The sequence below is a fragment of the Pseudoxanthomonas sp. GW2 genome, from assembly GCF_000283075.1.
Taxonomy (GTDB): domain Bacteria; phylum Pseudomonadota; class Gammaproteobacteria; order Xanthomonadales; family Xanthomonadaceae; genus Pseudoxanthomonas.
Genome location: NZ_ALIP01000113.1, coordinates 45,409 through 69,558, shown reverse-complemented (window position 1 = coordinate 69,558; position 24,150 = coordinate 45,409). Strand labels below are relative to the sequence as shown.

General features: G+C 71.7%; 26 protein-coding genes and 2 tRNA genes. 16 read left to right on the top strand and 12 right to left on the bottom strand.

Annotated elements, in window-relative coordinates:
* Window positions 1–32 precede the first annotated feature (32 nt).
* On the bottom strand, window positions 33–1,022 hold the full coding sequence (locus B351_RS0109305; protein WP_026010547.1) for a LysR substrate-binding domain-containing protein: 990 nt from the start codon (window positions 1,020–1,022) through the stop codon (window positions 33–35).
* A gap of 209 nt (window positions 1,023–1,231) precedes the next feature.
* On the opposite strand from B351_RS0109305, the gene B351_RS0109300 reads away from it, so the two are divergent.
* From B351_RS0109300 to fdxA, 5 genes are all read left to right on the top strand, one after another.
* The gene (locus B351_RS0109300) at window positions 1,232–1,858 is read left to right on the top strand and encodes a 2-dehydro-3-deoxy-6-phosphogalactonate aldolase (RefSeq protein ID WP_019398766.1); all 627 of its coding nucleotides are present in this window, start codon (window positions 1,232–1,234) and stop codon (window positions 1,856–1,858) included.
* Window positions 1,855–3,003: a galactonate dehydratase gene (gene dgoD / locus B351_RS0109295; protein WP_019398765.1), complete on the top strand. Its 1,149-nt coding sequence runs from the start codon at window positions 1,855–1,857 to the stop codon at window positions 3,001–3,003. The genes B351_RS0109300 and dgoD overlap by 4 nt, the downstream gene beginning before the upstream one ends.
* A 7-nt stretch (window positions 3,004–3,010) precedes the next feature.
* Window positions 3,011–3,916, top strand: a complete 906-nt coding sequence (locus B351_RS0109290) for an SMP-30/gluconolactonase/LRE family protein (RefSeq protein WP_019398764.1) — start codon at window positions 3,011–3,013, stop codon at window positions 3,914–3,916.
* On the top strand, window positions 3,913–4,806 hold the full coding sequence (locus tag B351_RS0109285; RefSeq protein ID WP_019398763.1) for a 2-dehydro-3-deoxygalactonokinase: 894 nt from the start codon (window positions 3,913–3,915) through the stop codon (window positions 4,804–4,806). The genes B351_RS0109290 and B351_RS0109285 overlap by 4 nt, the downstream gene beginning before the upstream one ends.
* 71 nt (window positions 4,807–4,877) lie before the next feature.
* Window positions 4,878–5,201 (top strand): ferredoxin FdxA, encoded by a 324-nt coding sequence (gene fdxA / locus B351_RS0109280; protein WP_019398762.1) that lies wholly within the window; start codon window positions 4,878–4,880, stop codon window positions 5,199–5,201.
* A gap of 267 nt (window positions 5,202–5,468) precedes the next feature.
* On the opposite strand, the gene B351_RS0109275 is transcribed toward fdxA, so the two are convergent.
* Window positions 5,469–5,984, bottom strand: coding sequence for a hypothetical protein (locus B351_RS0109275; protein ID WP_019398761.1), 516 nt, complete (start codon window positions 5,982–5,984; stop codon window positions 5,469–5,471).
* A 27-nt stretch (window positions 5,985–6,011) separates the two neighbouring features.
* Window positions 6,012–6,920 carry a 4-hydroxy-tetrahydrodipicolinate synthase gene (dapA, locus tag B351_RS0109270; protein WP_019398760.1) on the bottom strand — a complete coding sequence of 303 codons (909 nt, stop codon included), beginning with the start codon at window positions 6,918–6,920 and terminating at the stop codon, window positions 6,012–6,014.
* Window positions 6,921–7,015: 95 nt separating this feature from the next.
* Between dapA and B351_RS0109265 the strand changes: the two genes are divergently transcribed.
* The 9 genes from B351_RS0109265 (at window position 7,016) to B351_RS0109225 (ending at window position 14,356) form a co-directional block, all read left to right on the top strand.
* The gene (locus B351_RS0109265; protein WP_026010545.1) at window positions 7,016–7,645 is read left to right on the top strand and encodes a glycine cleavage system protein R; all 630 of its coding nucleotides are present in this window, start codon (window positions 7,016–7,018) and stop codon (window positions 7,643–7,645) included.
* 17 nt (window positions 7,646–7,662) lie between these two features.
* Window positions 7,663–8,139, top strand: a complete 477-nt coding sequence (locus B351_RS0109260) for a peroxiredoxin (protein WP_019398758.1) — start codon at window positions 7,663–7,665, stop codon at window positions 8,137–8,139.
* Between the two features lie 127 nt (window positions 8,140–8,266).
* Window positions 8,267–9,667: a PhoH family protein gene (locus B351_RS0109255; protein WP_019398757.1), complete on the top strand. Its 1,401-nt coding sequence runs from the start codon at window positions 8,267–8,269 to the stop codon at window positions 9,665–9,667.
* Between the two features lie 156 nt (window positions 9,668–9,823).
* Complete coding sequence (locus B351_RS0109250; RefSeq protein ID WP_019398756.1) at window positions 9,824–10,075, top strand: helix-turn-helix domain-containing protein; 252 nt, start codon at window positions 9,824–9,826, stop codon at window positions 10,073–10,075.
* Window positions 10,076–10,100: 25 nt separating this feature from the next.
* A complete protein-coding gene (locus B351_RS0109245) occupies window positions 10,101–10,832 on the top strand; it encodes a YoaK family protein (protein WP_019398755.1) in 732 nt (243 codons plus the stop codon).
* On the top strand, window positions 10,832–12,535 hold the full coding sequence (locus tag B351_RS0109240; protein WP_019398754.1) for a SulP family inorganic anion transporter: 1,704 nt from the start codon (window positions 10,832–10,834) through the stop codon (window positions 12,533–12,535). The genes B351_RS0109245 and B351_RS0109240 overlap by 1 nt, the downstream gene beginning before the upstream one ends.
* A 36-nt stretch (window positions 12,536–12,571) precedes the next feature.
* Complete coding sequence (thiD, locus tag B351_RS0109235) at window positions 12,572–13,381, top strand: bifunctional hydroxymethylpyrimidine kinase/phosphomethylpyrimidine kinase (RefSeq protein WP_026010544.1); 810 nt, start codon at window positions 12,572–12,574, stop codon at window positions 13,379–13,381.
* On the top strand, window positions 13,378–14,238 hold the full coding sequence (locus B351_RS0109230; RefSeq protein ID WP_019398752.1) for an alpha/beta fold hydrolase: 861 nt from the start codon (window positions 13,378–13,380) through the stop codon (window positions 14,236–14,238). The genes thiD and B351_RS0109230 overlap by 4 nt, the downstream gene beginning before the upstream one ends.
* A gap of 41 nt (window positions 14,239–14,279) precedes the next feature.
* Window positions 14,280–14,356, top strand: a tRNA-Arg gene (locus B351_RS0109225).
* A gap of 1,007 nt (window positions 14,357–15,363) precedes the next feature.
* Here the strand turns inward: B351_RS0109225 and B351_RS0109220 are convergent.
* From B351_RS0109220 to lexA, 7 genes are all read right to left on the bottom strand, one after another.
* Window positions 15,364–15,456: transfer RNA gene (locus tag B351_RS0109220), tRNA-Ser, on the bottom strand.
* A gap of 82 nt (window positions 15,457–15,538) precedes the next feature.
* A complete protein-coding gene (csrA, locus tag B351_RS0109215) occupies window positions 15,539–15,745 on the bottom strand; it encodes a carbon storage regulator CsrA (RefSeq protein ID WP_026010543.1) in 207 nt (68 codons plus the stop codon).
* 146 nt (window positions 15,746–15,891) lie between these two features.
* The gene (gene alaS, locus B351_RS0109210) at window positions 15,892–18,537 is read right to left on the bottom strand and encodes an alanine--tRNA ligase (RefSeq protein WP_019398750.1); all 2,646 of its coding nucleotides are present in this window, start codon (window positions 18,535–18,537) and stop codon (window positions 15,892–15,894) included.
* A 166-nt stretch (window positions 18,538–18,703) separates the two neighbouring features.
* Complete coding sequence (gene recX, locus B351_RS0109205) at window positions 18,704–19,186, bottom strand: recombination regulator RecX (RefSeq protein ID WP_019398749.1); 483 nt, start codon at window positions 19,184–19,186, stop codon at window positions 18,704–18,706.
* Between the two features lie 31 nt (window positions 19,187–19,217).
* Window positions 19,218–19,598, bottom strand: a complete 381-nt coding sequence (locus tag B351_RS0109200) for a TfoX/Sxy family protein (protein ID WP_019398748.1) — start codon at window positions 19,596–19,598, stop codon at window positions 19,218–19,220.
* A gap of 144 nt (window positions 19,599–19,742) precedes the next feature.
* Window positions 19,743–20,768, bottom strand: coding sequence for a recombinase RecA (gene recA / locus B351_RS0109195; RefSeq protein WP_019398747.1), 1,026 nt, complete (start codon window positions 20,766–20,768; stop codon window positions 19,743–19,745).
* Between the two features lie 167 nt (window positions 20,769–20,935).
* Window positions 20,936–21,586 (bottom strand): transcriptional repressor LexA, encoded by a 651-nt coding sequence (gene lexA / locus B351_RS0109185; RefSeq protein WP_019398746.1) that lies wholly within the window; start codon window positions 21,584–21,586, stop codon window positions 20,936–20,938.
* Window positions 21,587–21,698: 112 nt separating this feature from the next.
* Here lexA and B351_RS0109180 point away from each other — a divergent pair, with 112 nt between their 5' ends.
* Together B351_RS0109180 and B351_RS0109175 are read left to right on the top strand one after the other, a co-directional pair.
* On the top strand, window positions 21,699–22,238 hold the full coding sequence (locus B351_RS0109180; RefSeq protein ID WP_019398745.1) for a hypothetical protein: 540 nt from the start codon (window positions 21,699–21,701) through the stop codon (window positions 22,236–22,238).
* Window positions 22,238–22,447: a helix-turn-helix transcriptional regulator gene (locus B351_RS0109175; protein WP_019398744.1), complete on the top strand. Its 210-nt coding sequence runs from the start codon at window positions 22,238–22,240 to the stop codon at window positions 22,445–22,447. Before B351_RS0109180 ends, B351_RS0109175 begins: the two co-directional genes overlap by 1 nt.
* Window positions 22,448–22,470: 23 nt before the next feature.
* Here B351_RS0109175 and B351_RS0109170 read toward each other — a convergent pair whose 3' ends face one another.
* Together B351_RS0109170 and B351_RS0109165 are read right to left on the bottom strand one after the other, a co-directional pair.
* Entirely contained in the window at window positions 22,471–22,968 is a 498-nt protein-coding gene (locus B351_RS0109170) for a CinA family protein (RefSeq protein WP_026010542.1), read from the bottom strand.
* A 93-nt stretch (window positions 22,969–23,061) separates the two neighbouring features.
* The gene (locus tag B351_RS0109165) at window positions 23,062–23,940 is read right to left on the bottom strand and encodes a cation diffusion facilitator family transporter (protein WP_019398742.1); all 879 of its coding nucleotides are present in this window, start codon (window positions 23,938–23,940) and stop codon (window positions 23,062–23,064) included.
* Window positions 23,941–24,150: the final 210 nt, after the last annotated feature.

Here is a 24,150-nt window from a genome sequence, read left to right as displayed (position 1 = left end):
GCATCGTATGGAACGCCGTTGCAGTTGTGACTTCAGGCTCCCCTTGAGGGCAATCCAAGCCTGTTGCGGGCCCCGGGGTAGACCGCGGCCGCCGCCGTGCGCAGGGCCTCGAGCACGCGTTGCGCGGCCGGCGACAGCAGGTGGCCGCGGCGGCGGATGATCCCGAACGACTCCATCCCCACCCCCAGGTCCAGCGGCAGCACCGCCAGCTGGCGCGCGGTCAGGTACGGGGCCACCGCCTCCACCGGCAGGGCGGTGAGCAGGTCGCTGGCCCTCAGCAGGTTCACCGTCACCGGCAGGGACGAGGTCTCCACCACGTTGCCCGGGGTCGCCAGGCCGTGCTCCAGGAACATGGTCTCCAGCCGCGTGCGCAGCACCGAGTCCGGCGGCGGCAGGATCCAGCCATAGGGCGCAAGGTCCGCATGCGTGAGCCGGGTGCGCCCCGCCAGCGGATGCTCGGCCCGCACGATCACCGAATGCGGCTCGTCGGCCAACGGTTCGAATTCCAGGTCGGCGCCCCCGGCCGGCTCCATGATCCGCCCGACCACCAGGTCCAGCTGGCCGTCCAGCAGCCGCGCCAGCAGCGGCCGGCTGTAGTCCATCTCGATCCGCACCAGGATGTCCGGGTGCTCGCGCTTGATCGCGGCCACCGCCGCCGGCACCAGGTTGGTCCCGGGGTTGACCACGGTGCCGATCGAAGCGCTGCCCATGCGTCCGTCGCGCAGCGCGGCAATCTCCTCCTGGGCGCGGCCGATCTCCAGCAACGCGCTGCGCGCGCGCCGGATCAGCACCTGGCCATACCAGGTCGGCTGCACGCCGCGGGCGTGGCGCTCGAACAGCGGCACGCCCAGCAGGCCCTCGATCTCGGCCAGCAGCTTGGACGCGGCAGGCTGGGTCATGCGTGCCGCCTCCGCCGCGCGCAGCACCGACCCCTGCTCCTCCAGGGGCAGCAGCAACATCAGGTGGCGGGTCTTCAACCGGGCGGGATTGGCCCAATGCGAGGCCGAGGGCGTGCGGTTCATTGGACGATCCTATATGTCCCGGGAATAGTTCGGATCGGAAATTTCATTTCCAAACATATCCCAGAAAAGCGAGCCTTACGCATGCGGCGCGCATGTTCCGGCCCCTCCCCCGCAATGCGCCGCCGCCCAATGGAGGACACTTTGCACCCCATAGCGCCGGCGCAGGCGATCGTGCGTAGGATCGCGCCACGCCACCGCGGAGCCTGCCCATGACCCCTGCCCCATCGCCGTTCCGGCTGCCGCTGGTGGCCATCCTCCGCGGGCTTCCCCCGGGGCAGGCGCCCGCCCACTTCGCGGCGCTGCTGGAAGAGGGCTACGACGCGATCGAAGTACCGCTCAATTCCCCGGACTGGGCCACCAGCATCGGCGAAGCCGTGCGCGCGCACGGCAAGCGCGCCTGGATCGGCGGCGGCACCGTGCTGCGCCGGCAGGAAGTGGACATCCTGCACGGGCTGGGCGCGCGCTTCATCGTCACCCCCAACACCAACCCCGACCTTATCCGCCACGCCGCCGCGGGCGGGCTGCAGGTGCTGGCGGGCTTCGCCACCGCCAGCGAGGCGTTCGCCGCGCTGGAGGCCGGCGCCAGCATGCTCAAGCTGTTCCCGGCCGCGACCTACGGGCCCGGCCACCTGCGCGCGCTGCGCGCGGTGTTGCCGGCCGGGGTGCCGCTGTTCGCGGTCGGCGGCATCACCCCCGATTCCCTGCCCGCCTGGCTGGCTGCCGGATGCACCGGCGCCGGCATCGGCGGCGAGCTCTACCGCCCCGGCCAGGCGCCGGAAGCCACGCGCCGCAACGCCCGTGCCTTCCGCCAGGCCTACATGGACCACGCCGCATGAAGATCACCCGCCTGACCACCTACCACGCCGCGCCGCGCTGGCTGTTCCTGAAGGTCGAGACCGACGCGGGCATCACCGGCTGGGGCGAACCCGTGGTCGAGGGCCGCGCGCGCACCGTCGAGGCGGCGGTGCACGAGCTGGGCGAATACGTGGTCGGCAAGGACCCCTCGCGCATCAACGACCTGTGGCAGACGCTCTACCGCGGTGGCTTCTACCGCGGCGGCCCGGTGCTGATGAGCGCCATCGCCGGCATCGACCAGGCGCTGTGGGACATCAAGGGCAAGGCTCTGGGCGTGCCGGTGTACCAGCTGCTCGGCGGGCTGGTGCGCGAGCGCATGAAGACCTACCGCTGGGTCGGCGGCGACCGCCCCGCCGACCTGGTCGAGCAGATCCGCGGCTACCGCGGGCTGGGCTTCGACACCTTCAAGTTCAATGGCACCGAGGAGATGAAGCTGCTCGACAGCCCGCGCGCGGTGGACCAGGCCGTCGCCAGGGTCGCCGCGGTGCGCGAGGCCTTCGGCGACAGCGTGGATTTCGGCGTGGATTTCCACGGCCGGGTCGGCGCGCCGATGGCCAAGGCCCTGCTGCGCGAGCTGGAGCCGTTCCGGCCGCTGTTCGTCGAGGAACCGGTGCTGCCGGAGCAGGCCGAGTACTACCCGCGCCTGGCCGCGTCGACCCCGATCCCGCTGGCGGCCGGCGAGCGCATGTATTCGCGCTTCGAGTTCAAGCGCGTGCTGGAAACAGGTGGGCTGGCGATCCTGCAGCCGGACCTGTCGCACGCCGGCGGCATCACCGAGTGCCTGAAGATCGCCGCCATGGCCGAGGCCTACGACGTCGCCCTGGCACCGCATTGCCCGCTCGGTCCGGTGGCGTTGGCGGCCTGCCTGCAGCTGGACTTCGTCGCCCACAACGCGGTGCTGCAGGAGCAGAGCATCGGCATCCACTACAACCAGGGCGCCGACCTGCTCGACTACGTGCTCAACAAGGACGATTTCCGCTGCGACAATGGCCACATCCGCGCGCTGCCCGGACCGGGCCTGGGCGTCGAGGTCGACGAGGAACGGCTGCGCCCCGCGCACGCCAACCCGCCGGACTGGCGCAACCCGGTATGGCGGCACGCCGATTCCAGCATTGCCGAATGGTAGGGAGCCCATGGAACAGAGCCCTCGGCTGGTCGTCGATTCGAAGTGTTCGCATGGCGAAGGCGTGCTCTGGTGCGCCCAGCGCCAGGCCGTGCTGTGGGTCGACATCCATGGCCGGCGCCTGTGGCTGCACCGTCCCGGCGACGGGCTGACCCGCCACTGGGACCTGCCCGACCGCCCCGGCTGCATCGGCCTGGGCCAGGGCAACTCCGTGCTGCTGGTGCTGGCCAGCGCGCTGTACCGCGCTGAAGTGGACGCCGACGCCCCCGGGCCGCTGCAGCTGCGGCACCTGACCGACATCGAGCCGGCCCTGCCCGGCCACCGCAGCAACGACGGCCGCGCCGACCGCCACGGCAACTTCGTGTTCGGCACGATGAACGAGAACCCTGGGCACGCGCCCACCGGCGCCATGTACCAGTACTCGGCGGCCCACGGCCTGCGCCGGTTGCCGCTGGGCGGCATCGGCATCCCCAACTCGATCTGCTTCGCGCACGACGGCCGCACCCTGTACTGGTGCGATACGCAGGCCGGCAGCATCCTCCAGGCCGGGTACGACCCCGACACCGCGCAGGTGGGCGCGCCCTCGCCGGTGGTTGCCGCCGGCGCCGCCGCCGGCTCGCCGGACGGCTCCTGCATCGACGCCGAGGGCCGGATCTGGAACGCGCGCTGGGGCGGCGCCCGCGTGGTCCGCTTCGCCCCCGGCGGCGGGATCGAACGCCAGATCCGGCTGCCGGTGCCGCAGCCCTCGTGCTGCGCGTTTGGCGGCCCCGGGCTGGACACGCTGTACGTGATTACCTCGCCCGAGGGCCTGGACCCCGCCGCGCTGGCGCAGGCGCCCGGCTCCGGCGGCCTGTACGCCCTGGAGCTCGGCCGCCCGCTCGGCCTGCCGGAAAGCCGGGTGGAGCTGCCTGCTTGATTGCGGTCGACTGGGGCGGGAGCAACCTGCGCGCGTATCGCCTCGACGACCATGGCCGGGTGCTGGGGCAGCGCCGCGGCGAGGTCGGCGCGCTGGCCTGCGACGGCCAGCACGCGCAGACCCTGGCCGGCGTGATCGGCGACTGGGACGATCCGCTGGTCCTGCTGTGCGGCATGGTCGGCGCGCGCGGCGGCTGGATCGAGGTGCCCTACGTGCCCTGCCCCGCCGGCATCGCGACCCTGGCCGCGGGCATGGTCGAGCTGGGCACTCACGCCGGCGACGCCTTGCGCGGCCGCCGGCTGTGGTGCGTGCCAGGCATGGCCGACCATCGCGGCGCCGCCGCCGACGTGATGCGCGGCGAGGAAACCCAGGTCGCCGGCCTGCTCGCGCAGCTGGGGCCCGGCCGCCACGACGTCTGCCTGCCCGGCACCCACAGCAAGTGGGTGCGGGTCGAGGACGGCGCCATCACCGGCATTTCCACCGCGCTGACCGGCGAGCTTTACGGCCTGCTGCGCCGGCACAGCATCCTCGCGCGCAGCATGCCGGCGACCGAACCGCCGCTGGACCCGGCCGCGTTCGACGCCGGCCTGGCCGCGGCGCGCGCCGGCGGCGGCCTGCTGCACGACCTGTTCGGCGTGCGCACCGCGGCCCTGTTCGCGCGCTTCGAGGCCGAGGCCCTGCCCTCTTACCTCTCCGGGCTACTGGTCGGCCACGAACTGCAGCCGGCCCTGGCCGGCGCCGCGGACGGCCCGGTGCACCTGGTCGGCAGCGATGCGCTGCTGGAACGCTACGCCCGCGCCCTGTCCGCGCACGGCCGCACCGTGCAGCGCCACCGCGAGGACCTGGCCGCGCTGGGCCTTTACCGCCTGGCCCGCGCGCGCTTCGGCTGAGCCCCGGCGCGACGCGCCCACCCCCGCTGGATTAGAATGGCGCGTTTCCTGAAGCTTCCATTGGTCCACCCATGCCTTTCGTCGTCACCGAGAACTGCATCAAGTGCAAGTACACCGACTGCGTGGAGGTGTGCCCGGTGGACTGTTTCCACGAAGGCCCGAACTTCCTGGTGATCGACCCGGACGAGTGCATCGACTGCACCCTGTGCGAGCCGGAATGCCCCGCCAACGCGATCTTCCCCGAGGATGACGTGCCGGCCGGCCAGGAAGGCTTCGTCGCGCTCAATGCCGAACTGTCCAAGGCCTGGCCGGTGATCACCGTGCGCAAGGAACCGCTGCCGGATGCCGCCGAGTGGGACGGCAAGCCGGACAAGCTCAAGCTGCTGGAGCGCTGAGGCGCTTGCCGGCCGCGCCGGCGGCGCGGCCCACGACATCGCGATGCCGCCGGCCATGCACCACGCCGGCCGCCAGGGCTTCCTGCAGGAAGAAACGTCCGCCCCCCGTGCAGAGGGCGGCATCCGCGCCGGAAACGCCATGCGCCCGCTTTGCCGGCGCACGCCCTGGCGTCGCCGCGACGCAGGCCCGGGGGCCAGAGGCTTCCCGCGCGGCGCGGAAACGCCGTGGCCCGCGCCGCGACCGGCGCGGGCCACGTGATACGGCAATCAGCGGGCCAGCGTGGCCTGCAGCGAGGCGATCACCTGGACCGCCGCCGGGCTGGTGGCGGCCACGCCGCGCGGATCGACCGCCGACACGTACGCGCCGCCGCGTACCGCGGCCACGCGCACCAGGAAGCTCTCGCCCTGGTAGCTGACGTCGTAGCTGCCCAGCAGCTGGGCGCGGTTGCTGATGCTCAAGCCCTCGATCGCCTCCAGGGCAGCACCGACGCGTTCGAACACCTGGTCGCGCTGGCCGCCGGCGACGGTGAAGCCGCTCTGCGAATCGGCCGGCGCGGCCGGCAGCTGCGCCGGGCTGCCGCCCGGCGACGGCACCGCCATGGCGCCGGAGGTATCCGGCAGGTCCAGGTCCGGCGGCACTTCCAGCGGGCGCTGCTCGGCGTTGAGCGCGTAGTCGCCGCGCGGCCCCTTGCGGAAGACCTTGCAGCCGCCCAGCGAGGCAACCACGGTGACGCCCAGCAGCAGAGCCGCGGAAATGCGCACGAAACGTGAGGAACGGGACATCGGCAATGCTCTCCGGATGGGTCTTGGTCAGGCCGCCAGCGTAGTGCAGCGGCAGTGTGCTTCGAGTTCGGCGGCCAGTGCGGCCATGCGCGCGGCCTCGTCGTGGTGCCGTTCAGACAGCGGCAGCAGCGGCAGGCGCAGGCCCTGCCCGTAGCCGGCGGCGCGCAGCAGGGCCTTGACCGGGATCGGGTTGGGCTCGATCCCGCAGAAGGCATGCAGCGGCGCCAGCCGCGCATCCCAGTCGGCGGCCGCGCCAGGGTCGCCGGCCCGGGCCAGGTCGCACAGGCGACGGTAGGCGGCCGGGGCAATGTTGGAACCGACCGAGACCAGGCCATGCGCGCCGGACAGCATGGCCCGCGCGGCGCTGCCGTCGTCGCCGCTGAGCACGGTGAAGTGCGCGCCGGACAGCGCGACCAGGGCCTGGATGCGGGCCGGATCGGCCACCGCTTCCTTGATCGCCACGATGTTCTCGTGCCCGGCCAGTTCGGCCACCGTTTCCGCCAGCAGGTCGCAGGCAGTGCGCGAGGGCACGTTGTACAGGACCAGCGGCAGCCCGCCCTGCCCGGCCACCGCACGGTAATGCGCGAGCAGCCCGGCCTGGGTGGCGCGCACGTAGGGGGGCGTCACCACCAGGGCCGCATCCACCCCGGCCGCCGCGGCGCGGCGGGTGCGGGCGATGGTCGCGGCGGTGCCGGACTGGCCGGTGCCGGCGATGACCGGCACGCGCCCGGCCACGGTTTCCACGGCCACCTGCAGCAGGGCGTCGTACTCGGCGTCGTCGAGCATCGCCGCCTCGCCGGTGGAGCCGGCCACGACCAGGCCCTGCGCGCCCGCGGCCAGCTGCCACTGCAGCAGCCGGCGCCAGGCGTCGAAATCGATGGCGCCGTTGCCGTCGAAGGGGGTGGCAAGCGCGGTGATCAGGCCGGTGGGGTGCAAGCCGGTTTCGCTCTGGATTCTGCGGCGCAAGCGCATGTCGCGGGGCCGCCTGAAGGAGGCCCGATCATACTTGCGGCCTCAAAGCACGGGCAAGTATGCTGGCCCGGCGGCGCGCCCCCTGTCGGCGCGCCTTCCAGCATGTGAAAACACCCGCGGAAGCCTCCTTGACCGACACCCCACAGCGGCCTTCGCCGAACGAAAACCACCTCCTGATCAACGCCTACACGACGCATCCGGAGTCCCCGCTGCTGCCGGTGACCCGCCGGATCGCCGACAGCGGCTGCAACCTGGTCGATGCCCGCCTGGCCACCGTCGGCCGCGACGTGTCGATGACCGCGCTGGCGGTGGGCTCGTGGGACGCGGTGGCGAAGCTGGAGGCGATGCTCGGCCGGCTGGAGCGGGAGGAAGGGCTCAAGCTCAACTGGTACCGCACCGCTGCCAAGCAGGTGCAGTCCAACCTGCTGCCCTACATCGTGGAAGTGGTGGCCGCCGACAAGCCGGGCATCCTGTTCCAGCTGGCGGACTTCTTCGACCGCCAGGGCATCACCATCGAGAACCTGCAGAGCACCCGCTACCGCGCCATGCAGACCGGCGCGGAGATGTTCTCGGCGCAGGTCACCATCGGCGTGCCGGCGAACATGCACATCGCCGCGCTGCGCGACGACTTCCTCGAGTTCTGCGACCACCTGAACCTCGACGCGATCATGGATCCGATGAAGTTCTGAGGGGCACGAACGGCACGATGAAACCCGCCAAGCTCGACCGCGCCACCCTCAAGCTGCCGCTGGCCCTGTCCGGCGGCGGCAGCGCCACCCTCGCCGACTACGCCGGCCGCTGGCTGGTGCTGTACTTCTACCCGAAGGACAGCCCCCCCGGCTGCACCACCGAGGGCCTGGACTTCAACGCCCTGCTGCCGCAGTTCCGGGAGCTGGGGGCGGACGTGCTGGGCGTGTCGCGCGACTCGGTGAAGTCGCACGACAACTTCTGCGCGAAGCAGGGCTTCCGGTTCCCGCTGGTCAGCGACGGCGACGAGGCGCTGTGCCGCGCCTTCGACGTGATCCACGAGAAGAACATGTACGGGCGCAAGGTCATGGGCGTGGTGCGCAGCACCTTCCTGATCTCGCCCGACCACCGCATCGCGCGGGAATGGCGCGGGGTCAAGGTCCCCGGCCACGCCCAGGCGGTGCTGGACGCACTGAAGGCCGAAACCGGCAAGTGACCCGCCCATCCTTCCATGCCGACCGTCGCCCTGCCCCGCAGGCCGCGACGGCTCGCCCCTGTCCGGCGTCCGGCCCCGGCCGGTCCGCCACCCTCGCCCGTTCCGCACCAGCCACCAGGAACCCACGATGACCCGAGGCAAGCGCATCTACGTGCTGGACACCAACGTGCTGATGCACGATCCCACCGCGCTGTTCAAGTTCGAGGAGCACGACATCTACCTGCCGATGCAGGTCATCGAAGAGCTGGACAACGCCAAGAAGGGCACCTCCGAGGCCAGCCGCAACGCGCGCCAGGTCAGCCGCTTCCTCAACGACCTGGTGGAAAGCGCCGGCATGCAGCGCCTGGATGGCGGGGTGCCGCTGAGCCAGCCCAACGGCCTGCAGCTGCGCGGGCGCCATGCCGCCGGCTTGCTGCGCTTCCAGACCAGCCACTTCGAGGCCGGCAAGAGCTTCGGCGCGGTGATCCCGGACAACGCCATCCTCGGCGCGATCCTGGCGCTGAAGGAGGTCACTCCGCCGGAGATCCCGGTGGTGTTCGTGTCCAAGGACATCAACCTGCGGATCAAGGCGGCGATCGCGGGCATCGTGTCGGAGGACTACGAGAACGACCGCGCCCTGGACGACTTCAGCCTGCTGTTCACCGGCGCCACTGAGCTGCCGGCGGACTTCTGGAAGCGCCACTCGGCCGACCTGCGCTCCTGGTCCGACCGCGGCCGCACCTGCTACGAGGTGGAGCTGCGCGAGGACGAGGACTGGTACCCCAACCAGTTCCTGTACCTGCCCGGCGAGGACGAGGTCGAACTGCGCGTGGCCAGCGTCGAAGGCGGCCGCGCGGTGCTGGCCCTGGTGGACGACTACCGCCACGGCCAGCACGCGGTGTGGGGCATCACCGCGCGCAACCGCGAGCAGAACTTCGCGCTCAACGCGCTGATGGACCCCGAGATCGACTTCGTCACCCTGCTCGGCACCGCCGGGACCGGCAAGACCCTGCTGGCGCTCGCCGCCGGCCTGGCCCAGACCATGGACCAGCAGCGCTACCGCGAGATCATCATGACCCGCGCCACGGTCAGCGTCGGCGAGGACATCGGCTTCCTGCCCGGCACCGAGGAGGAAAAGATGACCCCGTGGATGGGCGCGCTCACCGACAACCTGGAAGTGCTGACCCACAACCAAGAAGGCGGCGCCTGGGGCCGAGCCGCGACCAACGACCTGCTCGCCTCGCGGATCAAGATCCGCTCGATGAACTTCATGCGCGGCCGCACCTTCCTCTCGCGCTACCTGATCCTGGACGAGGCGCAGAACCTCACGCCCAAGCAGATGAAGACCCTGATCACCCGTGCCGGCCCCGGCACCAAGATCGTCTGCCTGGGCAACGTCGAGCAGATCGACACCCCGTACCTGACCGAGACCACCTCCGGCCTGACCTACGCCGTGGACCGCTTCAAGGCCTGGCCGCACAGCGCCCACATCACCCTGCGCCGCGGCGAGCGCTCGCGCCTGGCCGATTTCGCCTCCGAGGTGCTCTGAGCCCCCCCCCCTCTCCCCGGGGAGCGGGGACGGGGGAGCCGGGCGCCCGGCAACGCCTTTCCGGCCAGCTCCGGGCAGCGACCAGGTGATGCATGGGACATCACCTGGCAAGCCCCAGGCTTGCATAGGCATGGCTGGAGGGGGACCATTGCATCCATGATCACCGCTGCCCAGATGCGGGCCGCCCGCGCCCTGCTCGGCATCGACCAGCGCCAGCTGGCCGCGCTGGCCGGCGTGTCCCTGCCCACGATCCAGCGCATGGAAGCCAGCGAAGGCACCGTGCGCGGAGTGGTCGGCACCCTGACCAAGGTGGTCGGCGCGCTCAACGCGGCCGGCGTCGAACTGATCGGCGAGGACCAGCCCAGCACGGGCCGGGGGCGTGGCGTGCGCCTCAGGGAGCCGGCCTGATGCCCCGGGAGCCCCGCCGAGCGGCATGAACACGCGGCTGCCACGCTGGGTCTGGGTTGGCGCGATCACCCTCGCCGGGATTGCCGGCATGGTGAATGCGGTCGGCTTCCTCGGTTTCGAGCACCTGGCCGTCAGCCACGTCACCGGCACCACCACCCAGCTGGGCACGGCGCTGGCGGACGGCAACTGGCGCGGCGTGCGCCACCTGTGGGCGGTGCTGATCGCCTTCAGCCTGGGCGCCATGCTCAGCGGCCTGATCATCCAGGACAGCACCCTGCGCCTGGGCCGGCGCTACGGCGTGGCCTTGGCCCTGGAGGCGGCGCTGCTGCTGGCGGCGATCCCGCTGTTCCTGCGCCAGCAGCTCAACGGCGCGCTGCTGGCGGCGATGGCCTGTGGCCTGCAGAACGCGATGGTGACCACCTACAGCGGCGCGGTGGTGCGCACCACCCCCCCGTCGGGCATGTTCACCGACCTGGGCATCGGCCTGGGCCACCTGCTGCGCGGCCTGCCGCTGCCGATGCGCCGGCTGACGCTGAGCGGCCTGATCATCAGCGGCTTCCTCTGCGGCGGTATCCTCGGCACCTGGGGCTTCCGCGCGTTCGGCTACCACGCCCTGGCGATCCCGGCCGCGCTGACCGGCGCAACCGGCATCGGCTACGTGATCTACCGCAACCATGCACTGCGCCTGCTGCGCCAGCCGGGCAGCACGCCCGACGACAGCGGCGCCCCGGAACGGGAACATCGACGGGAGGGGTAATGGACGCCACCCGGCTGCGCACCTACCTGCAGCAGTTCGAACCCAAGCTGTGGACCACCCTGCGCGAGGGTTACACCCTCCAGCACCTGCGCGCGGACGCGCTTGCCGGCCTGACCGTGGCCATCGTCGCCCTGCCGCTGGCCATGGCCCTGGCGATCGCTTCCGGCACCACGCCGGAGAAAGGCCTGCATACGGCGATCATCGCCGGCTTCCTGATCTCGGCCCTCGGCGGCTCGCGGGTGCAGATCGGCGGACCGACCGCGGCCTTCATCCCGGTGGTATTCGTGGTCATCCAGAAATTCGGCTACGGCGGGCTGATCCTGTGCACCCTTCTGGCCGGACTGATGCTCATCGCCGCCGGGCTGCTGCGCCTGGGCACGCTGATGAAATACATGCCGCAGCCGGTGATCACCGGCTTCACGGCCGGCATCGCGGTGAGCATCTTCTCCTCGCAGGTCAAGGATGCGCTGGGCCTGCAGATGGAGGAGGTACCGGCGGAATTCGTCGAGCGCTGGAGCGCCTACGCCCGACACTTCGCCACCACCCAGCCGGCCACCGTGGCCATGACCGTGCTCGGCCTGGTGGTGATCGTCGGCCTGCGTTACTGGAAGCCGAAGTGGCCGGGTTTCCTGGTCGCGCTGCTGGTGTGCACGGCGGCGACCACGCTGTTCGCCCTGCCCACCGATACCATCGGCAGCCGCTTCGGCGAACTGCCCACGGCCCTGCCCGCGTTCGACTTCCCGCGCATCCCCTTCGAGCGCACCTTCGAGCTGCTGCCCAGCGCCTTCACCATCGCCTTCCTGGCCGGCGTCGAGTCGCTGCTGTCGGCGGTGGTGGCCGATGGCATGACCGGCGGCCGCCACCGCTCCAACGGCGAGCTGGTCGCGCAGGGCGTGGCCAACGCGGCCTCGGCGCTGTTCGGCGGCCTGCCGGCCACCGGCGCGCTGGCGCGCACCGCCACCAACATCCGCGCCGGCGCGCGCTCGCCGGTGTCGGGCATGCTGCATGCCGGCTACCTGCTGCTGTTCATGCTGCTGCTGGCGCCGCTGATGCGCTACGTGCCGCTGGCCGCGCTGGCCGCGGTGCTGCTGGTGGTGGCCTGGAACATGAGCGAGTACGAGCACTTCCGCACCACCCTGTCGGCGCCGTGGGGCGACCGCGTGGTGCTGCTGCTGACCTTCCTGCTGACCGTGTTCTTCGACCTGACCGTGGCGATCGAGGCCGGCGTGGTGGTGGCGGCGCTGGTGTTCATGTACCGCATGTCCGAATCGGTCGAGATCAGCTCCGGGGTGCGCATGACCGACGACGACCTGGACGAGGCCGCCGCCCGCGCCCGCGACGAACAGCAGCGCCTGCGCCTGCCGCGCGGCGTGGAGGCCTACCAGATCGGCGGCCCGCTGTTCTTCGGCGCGGCCAACCGCCTGGACAGCCTGCTCGACCAGTTCTTCGAGAAGCCGAAGGTGCTGGTCCTGCGCATGCGCCTGGTGCCGGTGATCGACGCCAGCGGCGTGCACGCGCTGCGCAAGCTGGCCGAGCGCTGCCAGCGCGAGGGCATCGTGCTGATCCTCTCCGGCCTGCGCGACCAGCCCAACCGGGTGGTCGCGCAGATGGGCCTGGACGGCGGTGCCGGCGGCCTGCACCTGGCCTCCAACTTCGACCGCGCGCTGAAGCTGGCGCAGTCCCTGGTGGCTGCGCACGGCTGAGCCCACGCCGCGCGCCGGGCACGGCACAATGGGCGCATGCAGACCCCATCCGTGATCTCCGCCCTGACCATCGCCGGCTCCGACTCCGGCGGCGGCGCCGGCATCCAGGCCGACCTGAAGGCGTTCGCCGCGCACGGCGTGCACGGCCTGTCGGCGCTGGCCGCGCTGACCGCGCAGCACACCCGCGGCGTGACCGCGGTGCACGTGCCACCGCTGGAATTCCTGCAGGCCCAGATCGATGCCTGCTTCGACGACTTCGACATCCGCGTGGTCAAGCTGGGCATGCTGGCCAACGCCGACGTGATCGAGGCGGTGGCCGACGCGCTCGAGCGCCACCGCCCGCCACACCTGGTGGTCGATCCGGTGATGGTCGCCACCAGCGGCGCGCGCCTGCTGGAGGAGGACGCGCTGCACGCGCTGCGCACGCGCCTGCTGCCACTGGCCACGGTGATCACGCCCAACCTGCCCGAGGCCGAGCTGCTGCTGGGCGGCAGGATCGCCGACCTCGACGCCATGGCCGGGGCCGCCACCGCGCTGCGCGCGCTTGGCGCCGCGGCGGTGCTGCTCAAGGGCGGCCACCTGCCCGGCAGCGGCGACGTGGTGGACATCCTGGTCGACGCCCAGGGCGAACAGCGCACGGCGCACCCGCGCCTGCAGGGCGAGGCGCACGGTACCGGCTGCACCCTGGCCTCGGCGGTGGCCGCGAACCTGGCCCGCGGCCTGCCGCTGCGCGAGGCCTGCCGCCAGGCCACCGACTACGTGCACGCCGCGCTGCGCGCCGGCTCGCGTCCCGGCCGCGGCGACGTGCTGGTGCTGGACCACTTCGCCGTCCTTCCCGGCCGATGAGCGAACCGACCACGGTCGAACAGGTCCTCGCCGCCGCCGACGGCCACCGCTGGACGCTGGCCCGCGTCGCCCCGCCGCAGCCGCGCGCGCGGCTGCTGTGGCTGCCGGCGCTGGGCGTGGCCGCGCGCCACTACCTGCCATTGGCCGCGGCGCTGGCCGCGCACGGCATCGCCGTGCACCTGCACGAATGGCGCGGCAACGGCAGCAGTTCGCTGCGGCCCTCGCGCGAACGGGACTGGGGCTACGCCGAGCTGCTGAGCCGCGACCTGCCGGCAAGCCTGGACGCGGTGCCCGGCGACGCGCCGCTATGGCTTGGCGGCCACAGCCTCGGCGGCCAGCTGGCCTGCTGCCTGGCCGGGCTGCATCCGCAGCGCATTGCCGGCCTGGCCCTGGTCGCCAGCGGCACGCCGTACTGGCGCAGCTTCCCCGCGCCGCGGCGCTGGCTGCTGCCACTGGCCTACCGCCTGCTGCCGTGGCTGGCGCGACGCCAGGGCGTGCTGCACGGACGCCGCCTGGGCTTCGGCGGCACCGAGGCGCGAGGCCTGATCGCCGACTGGGCCGCGGTGGGCCGCAGCGGACGCTACGCCGCCGCCGGCACCACGCTGGACCTGGAAGCCGGCATGGCTGCACTGCAGCTCCCTGTGCAGGCGGTGGTGCTGGCCGACGACTGGCTGGGTCCGGCCTCGTCGCTGCACGGACTGCTGGCGCACCTGCCGCGCGCGCAGGCCGGAATCGTCGTGCTCGACCAGCAACAGCTGCAGGTCCGCGCCGACCATTTCAGCTGGATGCGCAGCCCCGGGACGGTGGCCTCAACCCTCGCGGAAAAAATTTTCGACCAGACGCAAAAAAGGTGTTGACGACCCTGCCCCACCCACGCATAATTTCGCGCCTCAGCAGCGCGCCCGTAGCTCAGCTGGATAGAGTACCTGGCTACGAACCAGGCGGTCGGGAGTTCGAATCTCTCCGGGCGCGCCATTTTTCAAGGACCGTCGACTTTACCGTCGACGGTCTTTTTTTTGCCCCGCGCACCGCATGCAAGCCACGGACCCGCGCGAGGCCTGGTCGACGCGGCACGCGCACACGGGCCACACGCCCGCCACTTCCGCGCAGGCGCCCGTCGCTATCCGCGGCACGCGACAAAGCCCGCAGGCCTGGCACGGAAGCAACACCCGTGGCGCAGCCTCCGGAGCGACGACAGCCTGCTGCAAGCAGGCAATCCCCATGTGCGGCCGCCCGCACACGTACGCGCCAGGTCCACCATCGCCGCAGCGCGCCCTGGCGACCATGACTGCACAAGGAAGCGTCTGCGGAGCACGGCTCTGGCCGCAACATGCCACCCGCGGCTCGATGCCGGGCATGCGGCCGGCGCGGCGGACAGGCGTCGCGTGCCCCACGGACCGGCACGAGGTCATCGGGAATCCCGCAGCCACAGGACAACAGGCGCACGAAGCGGCCGCGCCGGCGACCCCCGACCAGCCATTGGCCAGTCCATCAACTGGCACCGCTGCGGTCCTTGCGCGAACCCGCGGACATGCGGACCGGTCCAGGGCACCGCCCGCCACGCGATGCCAGCGCAGCGGCAACGGCAGCACGCCACCTCCATGCCTCGCCACCCTCGCGCCCTGCACCTGCACCCCCCGCCCGGCGCCGCCCCTTCCAGCCACCAGCCGGCCCATGGACGGCAGGCGCACGCAGCACACCAGAACCTCGTGGCGCGGTGGAGTGACGGCACAAAGGCGTGACAACGTGGGCAGGCGCGCCGGCACGGCCGGGAGGGCTCACGCCCTGCCATCACCGCCGTGCGTCGCGCCATCCGTCACTGCGGCCATGTCCGCACGCCGGCTGCTCCTTGCTGGCCGGTGTGCACCAGCCGTCGCGGCTGGCCGCGACGCGCAGGATGGATGCATCCGAGCCGCAACCAGGCGCCATGAGGCATTCGGGAAAAGAAAAAGCCCGCGAGCAGGTCGCGGGCTTTCGGGATCTGGCGGAGTGAGAGGGATTCGAACCCTCGATAGAGCTTTTGACCCTATACTCCCTTAGCAGGGGAGCCCCTTCGGCCTCTCGGGCATCACTCCGTTGGAGCCCGCCGCGCTGCACCAGCGCTGCGGGCCGCGCAAGGATACAGCCTGCGCACGTGCCCGGCAAACACTTCCTGCGTCATTCGCCGGAAGCGCCCTCGTCCTGGGCGTCGGCGGGCGATTCACCGCGCTGGATGCGCTGGTAGATCTCCTCGCGGTGCACGGCGACGTCCTTCGGCGCGGTGATGCCAATCCGCACCTGGTTTCCCTTGACCCCGAGCACGGTAACGGTGATCGAATCACCGATCATCAAGGTCTCGCCTACACGGCGGGTCAGAATCAACATTTTCGTTCTCCATGGCGTCGGCGGCCTCTCGGTGCCGACGCAGGGCTTCGGGTGAAGCCGCGCGCATCCGGTGTGCAGCGTCGGGGTCGGTGGATCGTACTGCCCGCCCTACGGTGCGGCAAGCGCGTGGCCGACTGTCAGCTGACTCAGGCAATACGCTCGGCAACCCACGCAGGCACGTCGGCAAGGGCAGGCGCAAGGGCGGGCCCGTCCTCGCCACCACCCTGGGCGAGGTCCGGGCGGCCACCGCCCTTGCCTCCAATACGACCGGCGACATGCGAAAGAAGTTCGCCGGCCTTGATCCGCCCCGTTGCGCTGCCGTTCACGCCGGCGACCAGGGCGACCTTGCCCCCCTGCGCGCCGGCCAGCAGCACCACCGTGTCGCCAAGCTGCTGCTTGAGGCGGTCCACCGCCTCGCGCAGGCCCTTGGCGTCGATGCCTTCCAGGCGCGCGGCCAGCACCTTGATGCCGGACACGTCCACCGCCGAACCGGCCAGGTCGGCGGCGGCGCTGCTGGCGGCCTTGGCCTTGATCGATTCCAGCTCGCGCTCCAGCTTGCGGATGCGCTCGGCCATCGCGCGCGCGCGATCGACCACGTCGCCGCGGCTGCCGCCCAGCAGCGAGGCGGCCTCGTCCAGCGCGCGGCCCTCGCCGGCCACGTGGTCCAGCGCGGCCTGGCCGGTGAGCGCCTCGACGCGGCGCACGCCGGCGGACACGCCGCCTTCGCTGACGATCTTGAACAGGCCGATGTCGCCGGTGCGCGCGACATGGGTGCCGCCGCACAGCTCCACCGAGTCGCCCATCTTCACCACGCGCACACGCTCGCCGTACTTCTCGCCGAACAGCGCCATCGCGCCCATGTCCAGCGCGTCCTGGATGCCCATCTGCTGGATCACCACCGGATGGTTGGCGCGCACCTCGGCGTTGACCATGCGCTCGATCCGCGCCAGCTCCTCGGCCGACACCGGCTGGAAGTGCGAGAAGTCGAAGCGCAGGCGGTCCGGCGCCACCAGCGAGCCCTTCTGCTGCACGTGGGTGCCCAGCAGCCCGCGCAGGGCGCCGTGCAGCAGGTGGGTGGCGGAGTGGTTGAGCACGATCGCGCGGCGGCGCTCGGCATCGACCGCGCCGCGCAGCACCTGGCCGAGCTTCAGCCCGCCCTCGAGCACGCGCACGAAGTGGCCGTGGAACTGGCCGGCGAACTTCTGGGTGTCGGTGACCTGCAGCTTCGCGCCCTCGCCCTCCAGCACGCCGGTGTCGCCGACCTGGCCACCGGACTCGGCGTAGAACGGGGTGCGGTCCAGCAGCACGATCGCCTCCTCGCCGGCGGCGATGGCCTCAACCGGACGGCCGTCGTGCAGCAGGGCGACGATCTTCATGCCCTCCGCCTCGAGCGCGTCGTAGCCCAGGAACTCGGTCGGCTCCAGGGTGGCGACCAGCTCGGCCGGCAGCTGCACGCCGCCGCCGAACTTGCCGGCCGCGCGCGCGGTCTCGCGCTGCTGCTCCATCGCCGCCTCGAACCCGTCCACGTCCACGGTCAGGCCGCGCTCGCGCGCGATGTCCTGGGTCAGGTCCAGCGGGAAGCCATAGGTGTCGTACAGGCGGAACGCGTCCACGCCCGGGATCACGCCGCTGGCCTGCGACGCGACTTCCTCGAAGATCTTCATGCCGGCGTCGAGGGTCTCGGCGAAGCGCTCCTCCTCGGCCCTGAGAGCGCGCTCGACGGTGTCGCGCGCGGCCGGCAGCTCGGGATAGGCCTGGCCCATCTGCTCGACCACCGCGTCCACCAGCTTGTGGAAGAACGGCTGGCGCACGCCCAGCATCCAGCCGTGGCGCAGCGCGCGACGGATGATCCGGCGCAGCACGTAGCCGCGGCCCTCGTTGGAGGGCAGCACGCCGTCCACGATCAGGAAAGCGCTGGCGCGGATGTGGTCGGCGATCACGCGCAGCGACTTGTTCTCCAGGTCGGAGGTGCCGGTCAGCTCCGCGGTGCGGCGGATCAGCGCCTGGAACAGGTCGATCTCGTAGTTGCTGTGCACGTGCTGCAGCACCGCCGCCAGGCGCTCCAGGCCCATGCCGGTGTCCACGCACGGCGCCGGCAGCGGCACCAAGGTGCCGTCGGGCTGGCGGTCGAACTGCATGAACACCAGGTTCCAGATCTCGATGAAGCGGTCGCCGTCCTCGTCCGGCGAGCCCGGGGGGCCGCCGGCGATGTGCTCGCCGTGGTCGTAGAAGATCTCGGTGCACGGGCCGCAGGGGCCGGTGTCGGCCATCTGCCAGAAGTTGTCCGAGGCGTACGGCGCGCCCTTGTTGTCGCCGATGCGGATGATGCGGTCCTCGGGCAGGCCGACCTGGTCGCGCCAGATCGCGTAGGCCTCGTCGTCGGTGTGGTAGACCGTGACCAGCAGGCGCTCGGCCGGCAGCTTCCACACGCCGGTCAGCAGTTCCCAGGCCCAGGCGATCGCTTCCTTCTTGAAGTAGTCGCCGAAGGACCAGTTGCCCAGCATCTCGAAGAAGGTGTGGTGGCGGGCGGTGTAGCCGACCGAATCGAGGTCGTTGTGCTTGCCGCCGGCACGCAGGCAGCGCTGGACGTCGGCCGCGCGCACGTAGCTGCGCTTTTCCGCGCCCAGGAACACGTCCTTGAACTGGACCATGCCCGAGTTGGTGAACAGCAGGGTCGGGTCGTTGCCCGGCACCAGCGGCGCGGACGGCACGATGGTGTGGCCCTTGCCCTTGAAGAACTCGAGGAAATCGCTGCGGATGCGCGCGGTGGTATACGGGGTGGTGGGGGTCATCTGGCTTCGGCTGGCGGACGGGTCCGGGCCGGGACGCGCCTGGCGCGCCCGGACGGACGGGAAATCAACCGGTAAAGGGTATCAGAGCGCGGCCTCCGGCCGGCGGAACGCGGCGCCCTCCCCTGTCCGCCAGGCCCCGGCGCGGCCCGCGAGCGCCGGCCTGGCCTCAGTCGTCCGGATCCCAGCGGGTGGCGGCGCGGATGGCCTCGCCGTCGAATCCGCGGCGGGCCAGCAGGTCGGCCGCCTTGCGTCGCTGGGCCAGGTCGGCCGGGCCGGCGGGCCCGAAGCGGCGCCGGACCAGGTCGCGGGCCAGCTCGGTCCAGTCGCCCTCGAAGCCGTCCATGGCGGCGGCGACCACCTCGCCGGGCAGGCCATGGGTGCCCAGTTCGGCGCGGATGTACAGCGGCCCGTAGCCGGCATTGGCGCGGCTGCGGACCAGGAATTCGGCGAACCGGGCATCGTCCTGCCAGCCCTCCCCGGCCAGGCGCTCCACCGCGGCCGAGGCCTCCTCGGCGTCCACTCCGCGGGCGGTCAGCTTGCGGGCCAGCTCCCGGCGCGAGTGCTCGCGCCGCACCAGCAGGCCCAGGGCCCGCTGCACCGGGGTCTGCGGGGTACGCGGCTTGCGGCGGGAGGGGGAGTCTTCGGTCATCGGCTGGCAGTGGATGGCGCCGGGACGGGGCTCAGGGGCGGTCGGGCGGTCGCGCGGATGGCCTGCGCGAGGCAGCGAACTTCGCCGTGCCGCGGGCAGGCCGGGGTGCGGGCAGCGGCAACGCGGCGGCGGTCGCCCGCAGCAGGCGCCGCAGCAGCTCCGGCTCCTCCAGGGCCCCATCCAGCCGCAGCCAGGGCCTGGCGCCGGGGTACGGCGGGGCCTCGCTGGCGTCCGGCAGCAGCGCGCGTGCCTCGGCGGTGGGCTTGAGGAGCAGCTGGTTGTCGGCGGCGACGGCGACGAAGCGGCCGTCCAGGTAGAACCCGTACTCGCCAAACATGCGGCGCGCGGCCAGCGCGGCGCCCAGTCCGGCCTGTTCCAGCACGTATTGAAGGAACTGCGGATCGGTGGCCATCGCCTCCTCCTTTCCGGCCGGCCTGCGTCCCGTCGCGCCGCCCAGGTTGCGCCATCCCTGGCACCGGACCTCCTGGATGGGGAACCGTTCCCCGCCGGCGCGTCACTGACAGCACGCCGGCAGGGAACGGAGAGACGGGTGGACTCAGTCCGCGGCGTCCTCGTCGCGGGCGGCCTCGGCCGGCTGGAACTTCTCGCGCAGCTCGGCTTCGAGCTTGGCCGCGACCTCGGGGTTCTCGCGCAGGTACTGGCGCGCGTTGTCCTTGCCCTGGCCGATGCGCTCGGAGCCGTAGCTGTACCAGGCGCCGGACTTCTCCACGAGCTTGGCTTCCACGCCCATGTCGATCAGCTCGCCCTCGCGGCTGATGCCCTCGCCGTACAGGATCTCGGTGACGATCTGCTTGAACGGGGGCGCCAGCTTGTTCTTGACCACCTTGACCCGGGTCTGGTTGCCGATGATCTCGTCGCCCTTCTTGATCGAGCCGATGCGGCGGATGTCCAGGCGCACCGAGGCGTAGAACTTCAGCGCATTGCCGCCGGTGGTGGTTTCCGGGCTCTGGCCCGGCATCATCACGCCGATCTTCATGCGCAGCTGGTTGATGAAGATCACCAGGGTGTTGGAGCGCTTGATGTTGCCGGTCAGCTTGCGCAGCGCCTGGCTCATCAGGCGGGCCTGCAGGCCGGGCAGCTGGTCGCCCATCTCGCCCTCGATTTCCGCCTTCGGGGTCAGCGCGGCGACCGAGTCCACCACCAGGATGTCGACCGAGCCGGAGCGCACCAGCATGTCGGCGATTTCCAGCGCCTGTTCGCCGGTATCCGGCTGCGACAGCAGCAGGTCGTCGACGTTCACGCCCAGCTTGGCGGCGTAGATCGGATCCAGCGCGTGCTCGGCGTCGATGAAGGCGGCGGTGCCGCCCTGCTTCTGGCACTCGGCGATGGCCTGCAGGGTCAGGGTGGTCTTGCCCGAGGACTCCGGGCCGTAGATCTCGACCACGCGGCCCTTGGGCAGGCCGCCGATGCCCAGGGCGATGTCCAGCATCAGCGAGCCGGTCGGCACGACCTCCACCGGTTCGACCACGCGGTCGCCCATGCGCATCACCGAGCCCTTGCCGAACTGCTTCTCGATCTGGCTCAGGGCCGCCGCGAGGGCGCGCTTCTTGTTCTCGTCCATCTGGGTGTGTCCTCGGTGTCAGTGAGTATGTGCGTAGTGTGGCCGGGGGCGGTCGCAAAAGCTGCGACGCACGGAGCGGCGTGGCACCAGGCTAGCGGGCCGGGCCGGGCGCGCCCATCGCCGGAGTGCCCGGCATGGCGTCGGAAGACGCCGCGTTCGCGGCCGGCTCACCGGTTGGGGCGGACCAGGCCGCAGTAAAGCCCCTCGATCGCGAAGTCCTGGTCCGGCAGGACCTCGATCGGGGCGTAGTCGGGATTGCGCGGCAGCAGGCGGATGCGGTCCTTGCCGATCTTCAGCAGCTTGACCGTGATCTCGTCGTCCACCCGCGCCACCACGATCTGGCCCGAGCGCGCTTCGCGGGTGCGGTGCACCCCGATCAGGTCGCCGTCGAAGATGCCCTCGTCGCGCATGGAATCGCCCTGCACCCGAAGCAGGTAGTCCGGCGACGGCGAGAACAGCACCCGGTCCAGGACCAGGAAGCTCTCGGCCAGGTCGGTGGGGACGTCGGCGCCGATCGGCATGCCCGCGGCCACCCGCCCCAGCACCGGCAGGCGCAGGGCGTCGTCGTTGGCCGGCGGCAGCGCCAGTTCCGGCTGCAGGGCCGGCGGCAGCTGGCGGAGACGGATGCCACGGGCCCGGCCCGGGACGCGTTCGATCGCGCCGGCGGCCTCCAGGGCCTCCAGGTGGTATTGCGCGGCGCGCACGCCCTTGAAGCCGAAGGCGCGGGCGATTTCGGCCTGCGAAGGCGGCATGCCCTCGGCCTCGATGCGCTCGGCGATCAGCCGCAGGATCGCCTGCTGGGTGTCGGTCAGGTCCATGGTTAGTAGTAATACTGCTAACCGAAGCTCGGCGCAACCCGGCCATACAGGCTTGACCCGGGCATAAATTTCTTTATGTTTTGCGTAAACAACCCGCTCAAGGAGGAGCGCCATGACCCCGGAAATGAAGATCCGCCGGCACGGCTACCGCCTGATGTCGCTGGCCTCGCTCGGTACCGTCGTCAGTGTCACCCTCGGAATGGGTTCCGCCCTGTGGCTGCTGTCCGGGCACGGAAGCCTGTTCGGGGCCTGGGTGGTATTCGGCCTGCCCTGGGACGAAGCCAGCCGCCTGCCGCCCGGTGACCGCGGCCTGCTGGCCGTTTCGATCCTGGTCGCCACCGCCGCCTACGTCGTGCCGCTGGCCGCGGTACGGCGGCTGGGCAAGGCGCTGTATGCCTGCGATGCGCTGTCGCCGGCGGTGGCCACCGCGTTCATGCGCCTGGCCCACTCGCTGCCGCTCTCGGCGGCGCTGGTCGTGGCCGCCGGCGTGATCGCCGCGGTGGTGCGCAGCCAGCAGGGCGACTGGGTACTGCACATCACCGTGGACACCAACCCGTACTACTTCCTGCTGGCCTGCCTGTGCCTGTACAGCGTGGCGCACCTGCTGCGCCTGGCGGTGCGGGCGGCCGAAGACGCGCGGAGCATCGTTTGATGCCGATCGTGGTCACCCTCGACGTGATGCTCGCCCGCCGCAAGATGAAGTCCAGGGAACTGGCCGACGCGGTGGGCATCAGCGAGACCAACCTGTCGCTGCTCAAGCAGGGCCACGTCAAGGGCGTGCGCTTCGCCACCCTGGAGGCGATCTGCCGGGTCCTGCAGTGCCAGCCCGGCGACCTGCTCGAGTACCGGCCGGAGGACTGATCCGGCCGGACCGCGGCGCGCCGTCAGCCCAGCAGCGCGGCCACGCCTTCCAGCGCCTTGCCCACGGTCTGCCGCCGTACCGCCTCGCGGTCGCCCTCGAAGCGGAACACCGAGGCGCTGGCATAGCCGCCGCGGCGCTTCCATGCAATCCATACCGTGCCCACCGGCTTGTCCTCGCTGCCGCCGCCGGGCCCGGCGATGCCGGTGACCGCCACTGCGAGGCTGGCGCCGGAGTGCACCAGCGCCCCGGAGACCATCTCGATCGCGGTCTCGCGGCTGACCGCGCCGTGTTCCTCCAGGGTCTGCGGGCGCACGCCCAGCAGCGCCTGCTTGGCCTCGTAGCTGTACACGACCATGCCGCAGTCGAACCAGGCCGAGGAGCCGGCGATGTCGGTCAGGCACTTGGCGATCCAGCCGCCGGTGCAGCTCTCGGCGGTGACCAGGTGCTCGCGCGCGGCGGCGAGGCGGTCGCCGAGGGCCTGCGCCTGCTCGCGCAATTGGGCATCAGTGGGTGGAAGCATCGGCATGGTCCGTGGGAAGGAACCGCCCCGTTCTACCGCAGAACCACGCCCGCTGTCGTGCGCCGGCGCAATGCGCCGGCCTGCGGGCGCCGCTCAGGCGTGCCCGCAGCCATGGCAGGGTTCGCCGCCGCCGGCCTCCATCTGCAGGGTGACGTGGGCGATGCCGTGGCGCTCGGCGATCATCCCCGCCAGCGCGCGGCGCACGGCGTCGGCATCGGCGTCCTCGCCCACCACCACGTGCGCGCTCAGCGCCGGCGTGCGCGAGGCCAGCGCCCAGACGTGCAGGTCGTGCACCCCGGCCACGCCGGCCTGGGCCTCCAGGTCGCGGCGCAGCGCCTGCAGGTCCACGCCGTTCGGCACGCCTTCCATCAGCACGTTGAGCGCCTCGCGCACCAGGATCCAGGTACGCGGCAGCACCCACAGCCCGATCAGCACCGCCAGCAGCGGATCCACCCAGGTCCAGCCGGTGAAATGGATGATGCCGGCGGCCAGGATCACCGCCAGCGAGCCGAGCATGTCGCTCCACACCTCCAGGTACGCGCCCTTGAGGTTCAGGCTCTGCCCCGCGCCGGCATGCAGCAGCTTCATCGCCGCCAGGTTGCAGGCCAGGCCGACGCAGGCCACGCCCAGCATGCCCAGGCTGGCCACCGGCAGCGGCGCGCGGAAGCGCTGCCACGCCTCCCACAGGATGTAGCCGGCCAGCACGAACAGCAGGCCGCCATTGGCCAGCGCGCCCAGCGCCTCGAAACGGGCGTAACCGTAGGTGCGGCGCGCATCCGGTGGGCGCCGCGCCAGCCGCACCGCAACCAGCGCGATGCCCAGGGCAAGGGTGTCGGTGGCCATGTGCGCCGCATCGGACAGCAGGGCGAGGCTGTTGGTCAGCCAGGCGCCGACCGCCTCGGCCGCCAGCACCGTGGCGGTCAGGCCCAGCGCCCACCACAGTGGGCGCTCGTGGCGGATCTCCGCGGGCACGTGGCTATGCCCGCCCGGGCCGTGGTGGTGGTGCCCGCCGTGGCCATGCTCGTGCCCGTCGTGGCCGCCCGCGGCGTGCGCGCCGGACGGAGCATGGTCGTGGCGGCCGGAGCCATGGGCGTCGTGGCCATGTTGCCCGTGTTCGCGCGCGTCATGACCGGCACCGGCGGGCGCATGCACGCACCCGCCTGCGCCTAGGCCTGGATCGGC

Coding starts and splice junctions, on each gene's coding strand:
- B351_RS0109305 (WP_026010547.1), bottom strand. CDS start 1,022: ATGAACCGCACGCCCTCGGCCTCGCATTGGGCCAATCCCGCCCGGTTG.
- B351_RS0109300 (WP_019398766.1), top strand. CDS start 1,232: ATGACCCCTGCCCCATCGCCGTTCCGGCTGCCGCTGGTGGCCATCCTC.
- dgoD (WP_019398765.1), top strand. CDS start 1,855: ATGAAGATCACCCGCCTGACCACCTACCACGCCGCGCCGCGCTGGCTG.
- B351_RS0109290 (WP_019398764.1), top strand. CDS start 3,011: ATGGAACAGAGCCCTCGGCTGGTCGTCGATTCGAAGTGTTCGCATGGC.
- fdxA (WP_019398762.1), top strand. CDS start 4,878: ATGCCTTTCGTCGTCACCGAGAACTGCATCAAGTGCAAGTACACCGAC.
- B351_RS0109275 (WP_019398761.1), bottom strand. CDS start 5,984: ATGTCCCGTTCCTCACGTTTCGTGCGCATTTCCGCGGCTCTGCTGCTG.
- B351_RS0109265 (WP_026010545.1), top strand. CDS start 7,016: ATGCTGGCCCGGCGGCGCGCCCCCTGTCGGCGCGCCTTCCAGCATGTG.
- B351_RS0109260 (WP_019398758.1), top strand. CDS start 7,663: ATGAAACCCGCCAAGCTCGACCGCGCCACCCTCAAGCTGCCGCTGGCC.
- B351_RS0109255 (WP_019398757.1), top strand. CDS start 8,267: ATGACCCGAGGCAAGCGCATCTACGTGCTGGACACCAACGTGCTGATG.
- B351_RS0109250 (WP_019398756.1), top strand. CDS start 9,824: ATGATCACCGCTGCCCAGATGCGGGCCGCCCGCGCCCTGCTCGGCATC.
- B351_RS0109245 (WP_019398755.1), top strand. CDS start 10,101: ATGAACACGCGGCTGCCACGCTGGGTCTGGGTTGGCGCGATCACCCTC.
- B351_RS0109240 (WP_019398754.1), top strand. CDS start 10,832: ATGGACGCCACCCGGCTGCGCACCTACCTGCAGCAGTTCGAACCCAAG.
- thiD (WP_026010544.1), top strand. CDS start 12,572: ATGCAGACCCCATCCGTGATCTCCGCCCTGACCATCGCCGGCTCCGAC.
- B351_RS0109230 (WP_019398752.1), top strand. CDS start 13,378: ATGAGCGAACCGACCACGGTCGAACAGGTCCTCGCCGCCGCCGACGGC.
- csrA (WP_026010543.1), bottom strand. CDS start 15,745: ATGTTGATTCTGACCCGCCGTGTAGGCGAGACCTTGATGATCGGTGAT.
- alaS (WP_019398750.1), bottom strand. CDS start 18,537: ATGACCCCCACCACCCCGTATACCACCGCGCGCATCCGCAGCGATTTC.
- recX (WP_019398749.1), bottom strand. CDS start 19,186: ATGACCGAAGACTCCCCCTCCCGCCGCAAGCCGCGTACCCCGCAGACC.
- B351_RS0109200 (WP_019398748.1), bottom strand. CDS start 19,598: ATGGCCACCGATCCGCAGTTCCTTCAATACGTGCTGGAACAGGCCGGA.
- recA (WP_019398747.1), bottom strand. CDS start 20,768: ATGGACGAGAACAAGAAGCGCGCCCTCGCGGCGGCCCTGAGCCAGATC.
- lexA (WP_019398746.1), bottom strand. CDS start 21,586: ATGGACCTGACCGACACCCAGCAGGCGATCCTGCGGCTGATCGCCGAG.
- B351_RS0109180 (WP_019398745.1), top strand. CDS start 21,699: ATGACCCCGGAAATGAAGATCCGCCGGCACGGCTACCGCCTGATGTCG.
- B351_RS0109175 (WP_019398744.1), top strand. CDS start 22,238: ATGCCGATCGTGGTCACCCTCGACGTGATGCTCGCCCGCCGCAAGATG.
- B351_RS0109170 (WP_026010542.1), bottom strand. CDS start 22,968: ATGCTTCCACCCACTGATGCCCAATTGCGCGAGCAGGCGCAGGCCCTC.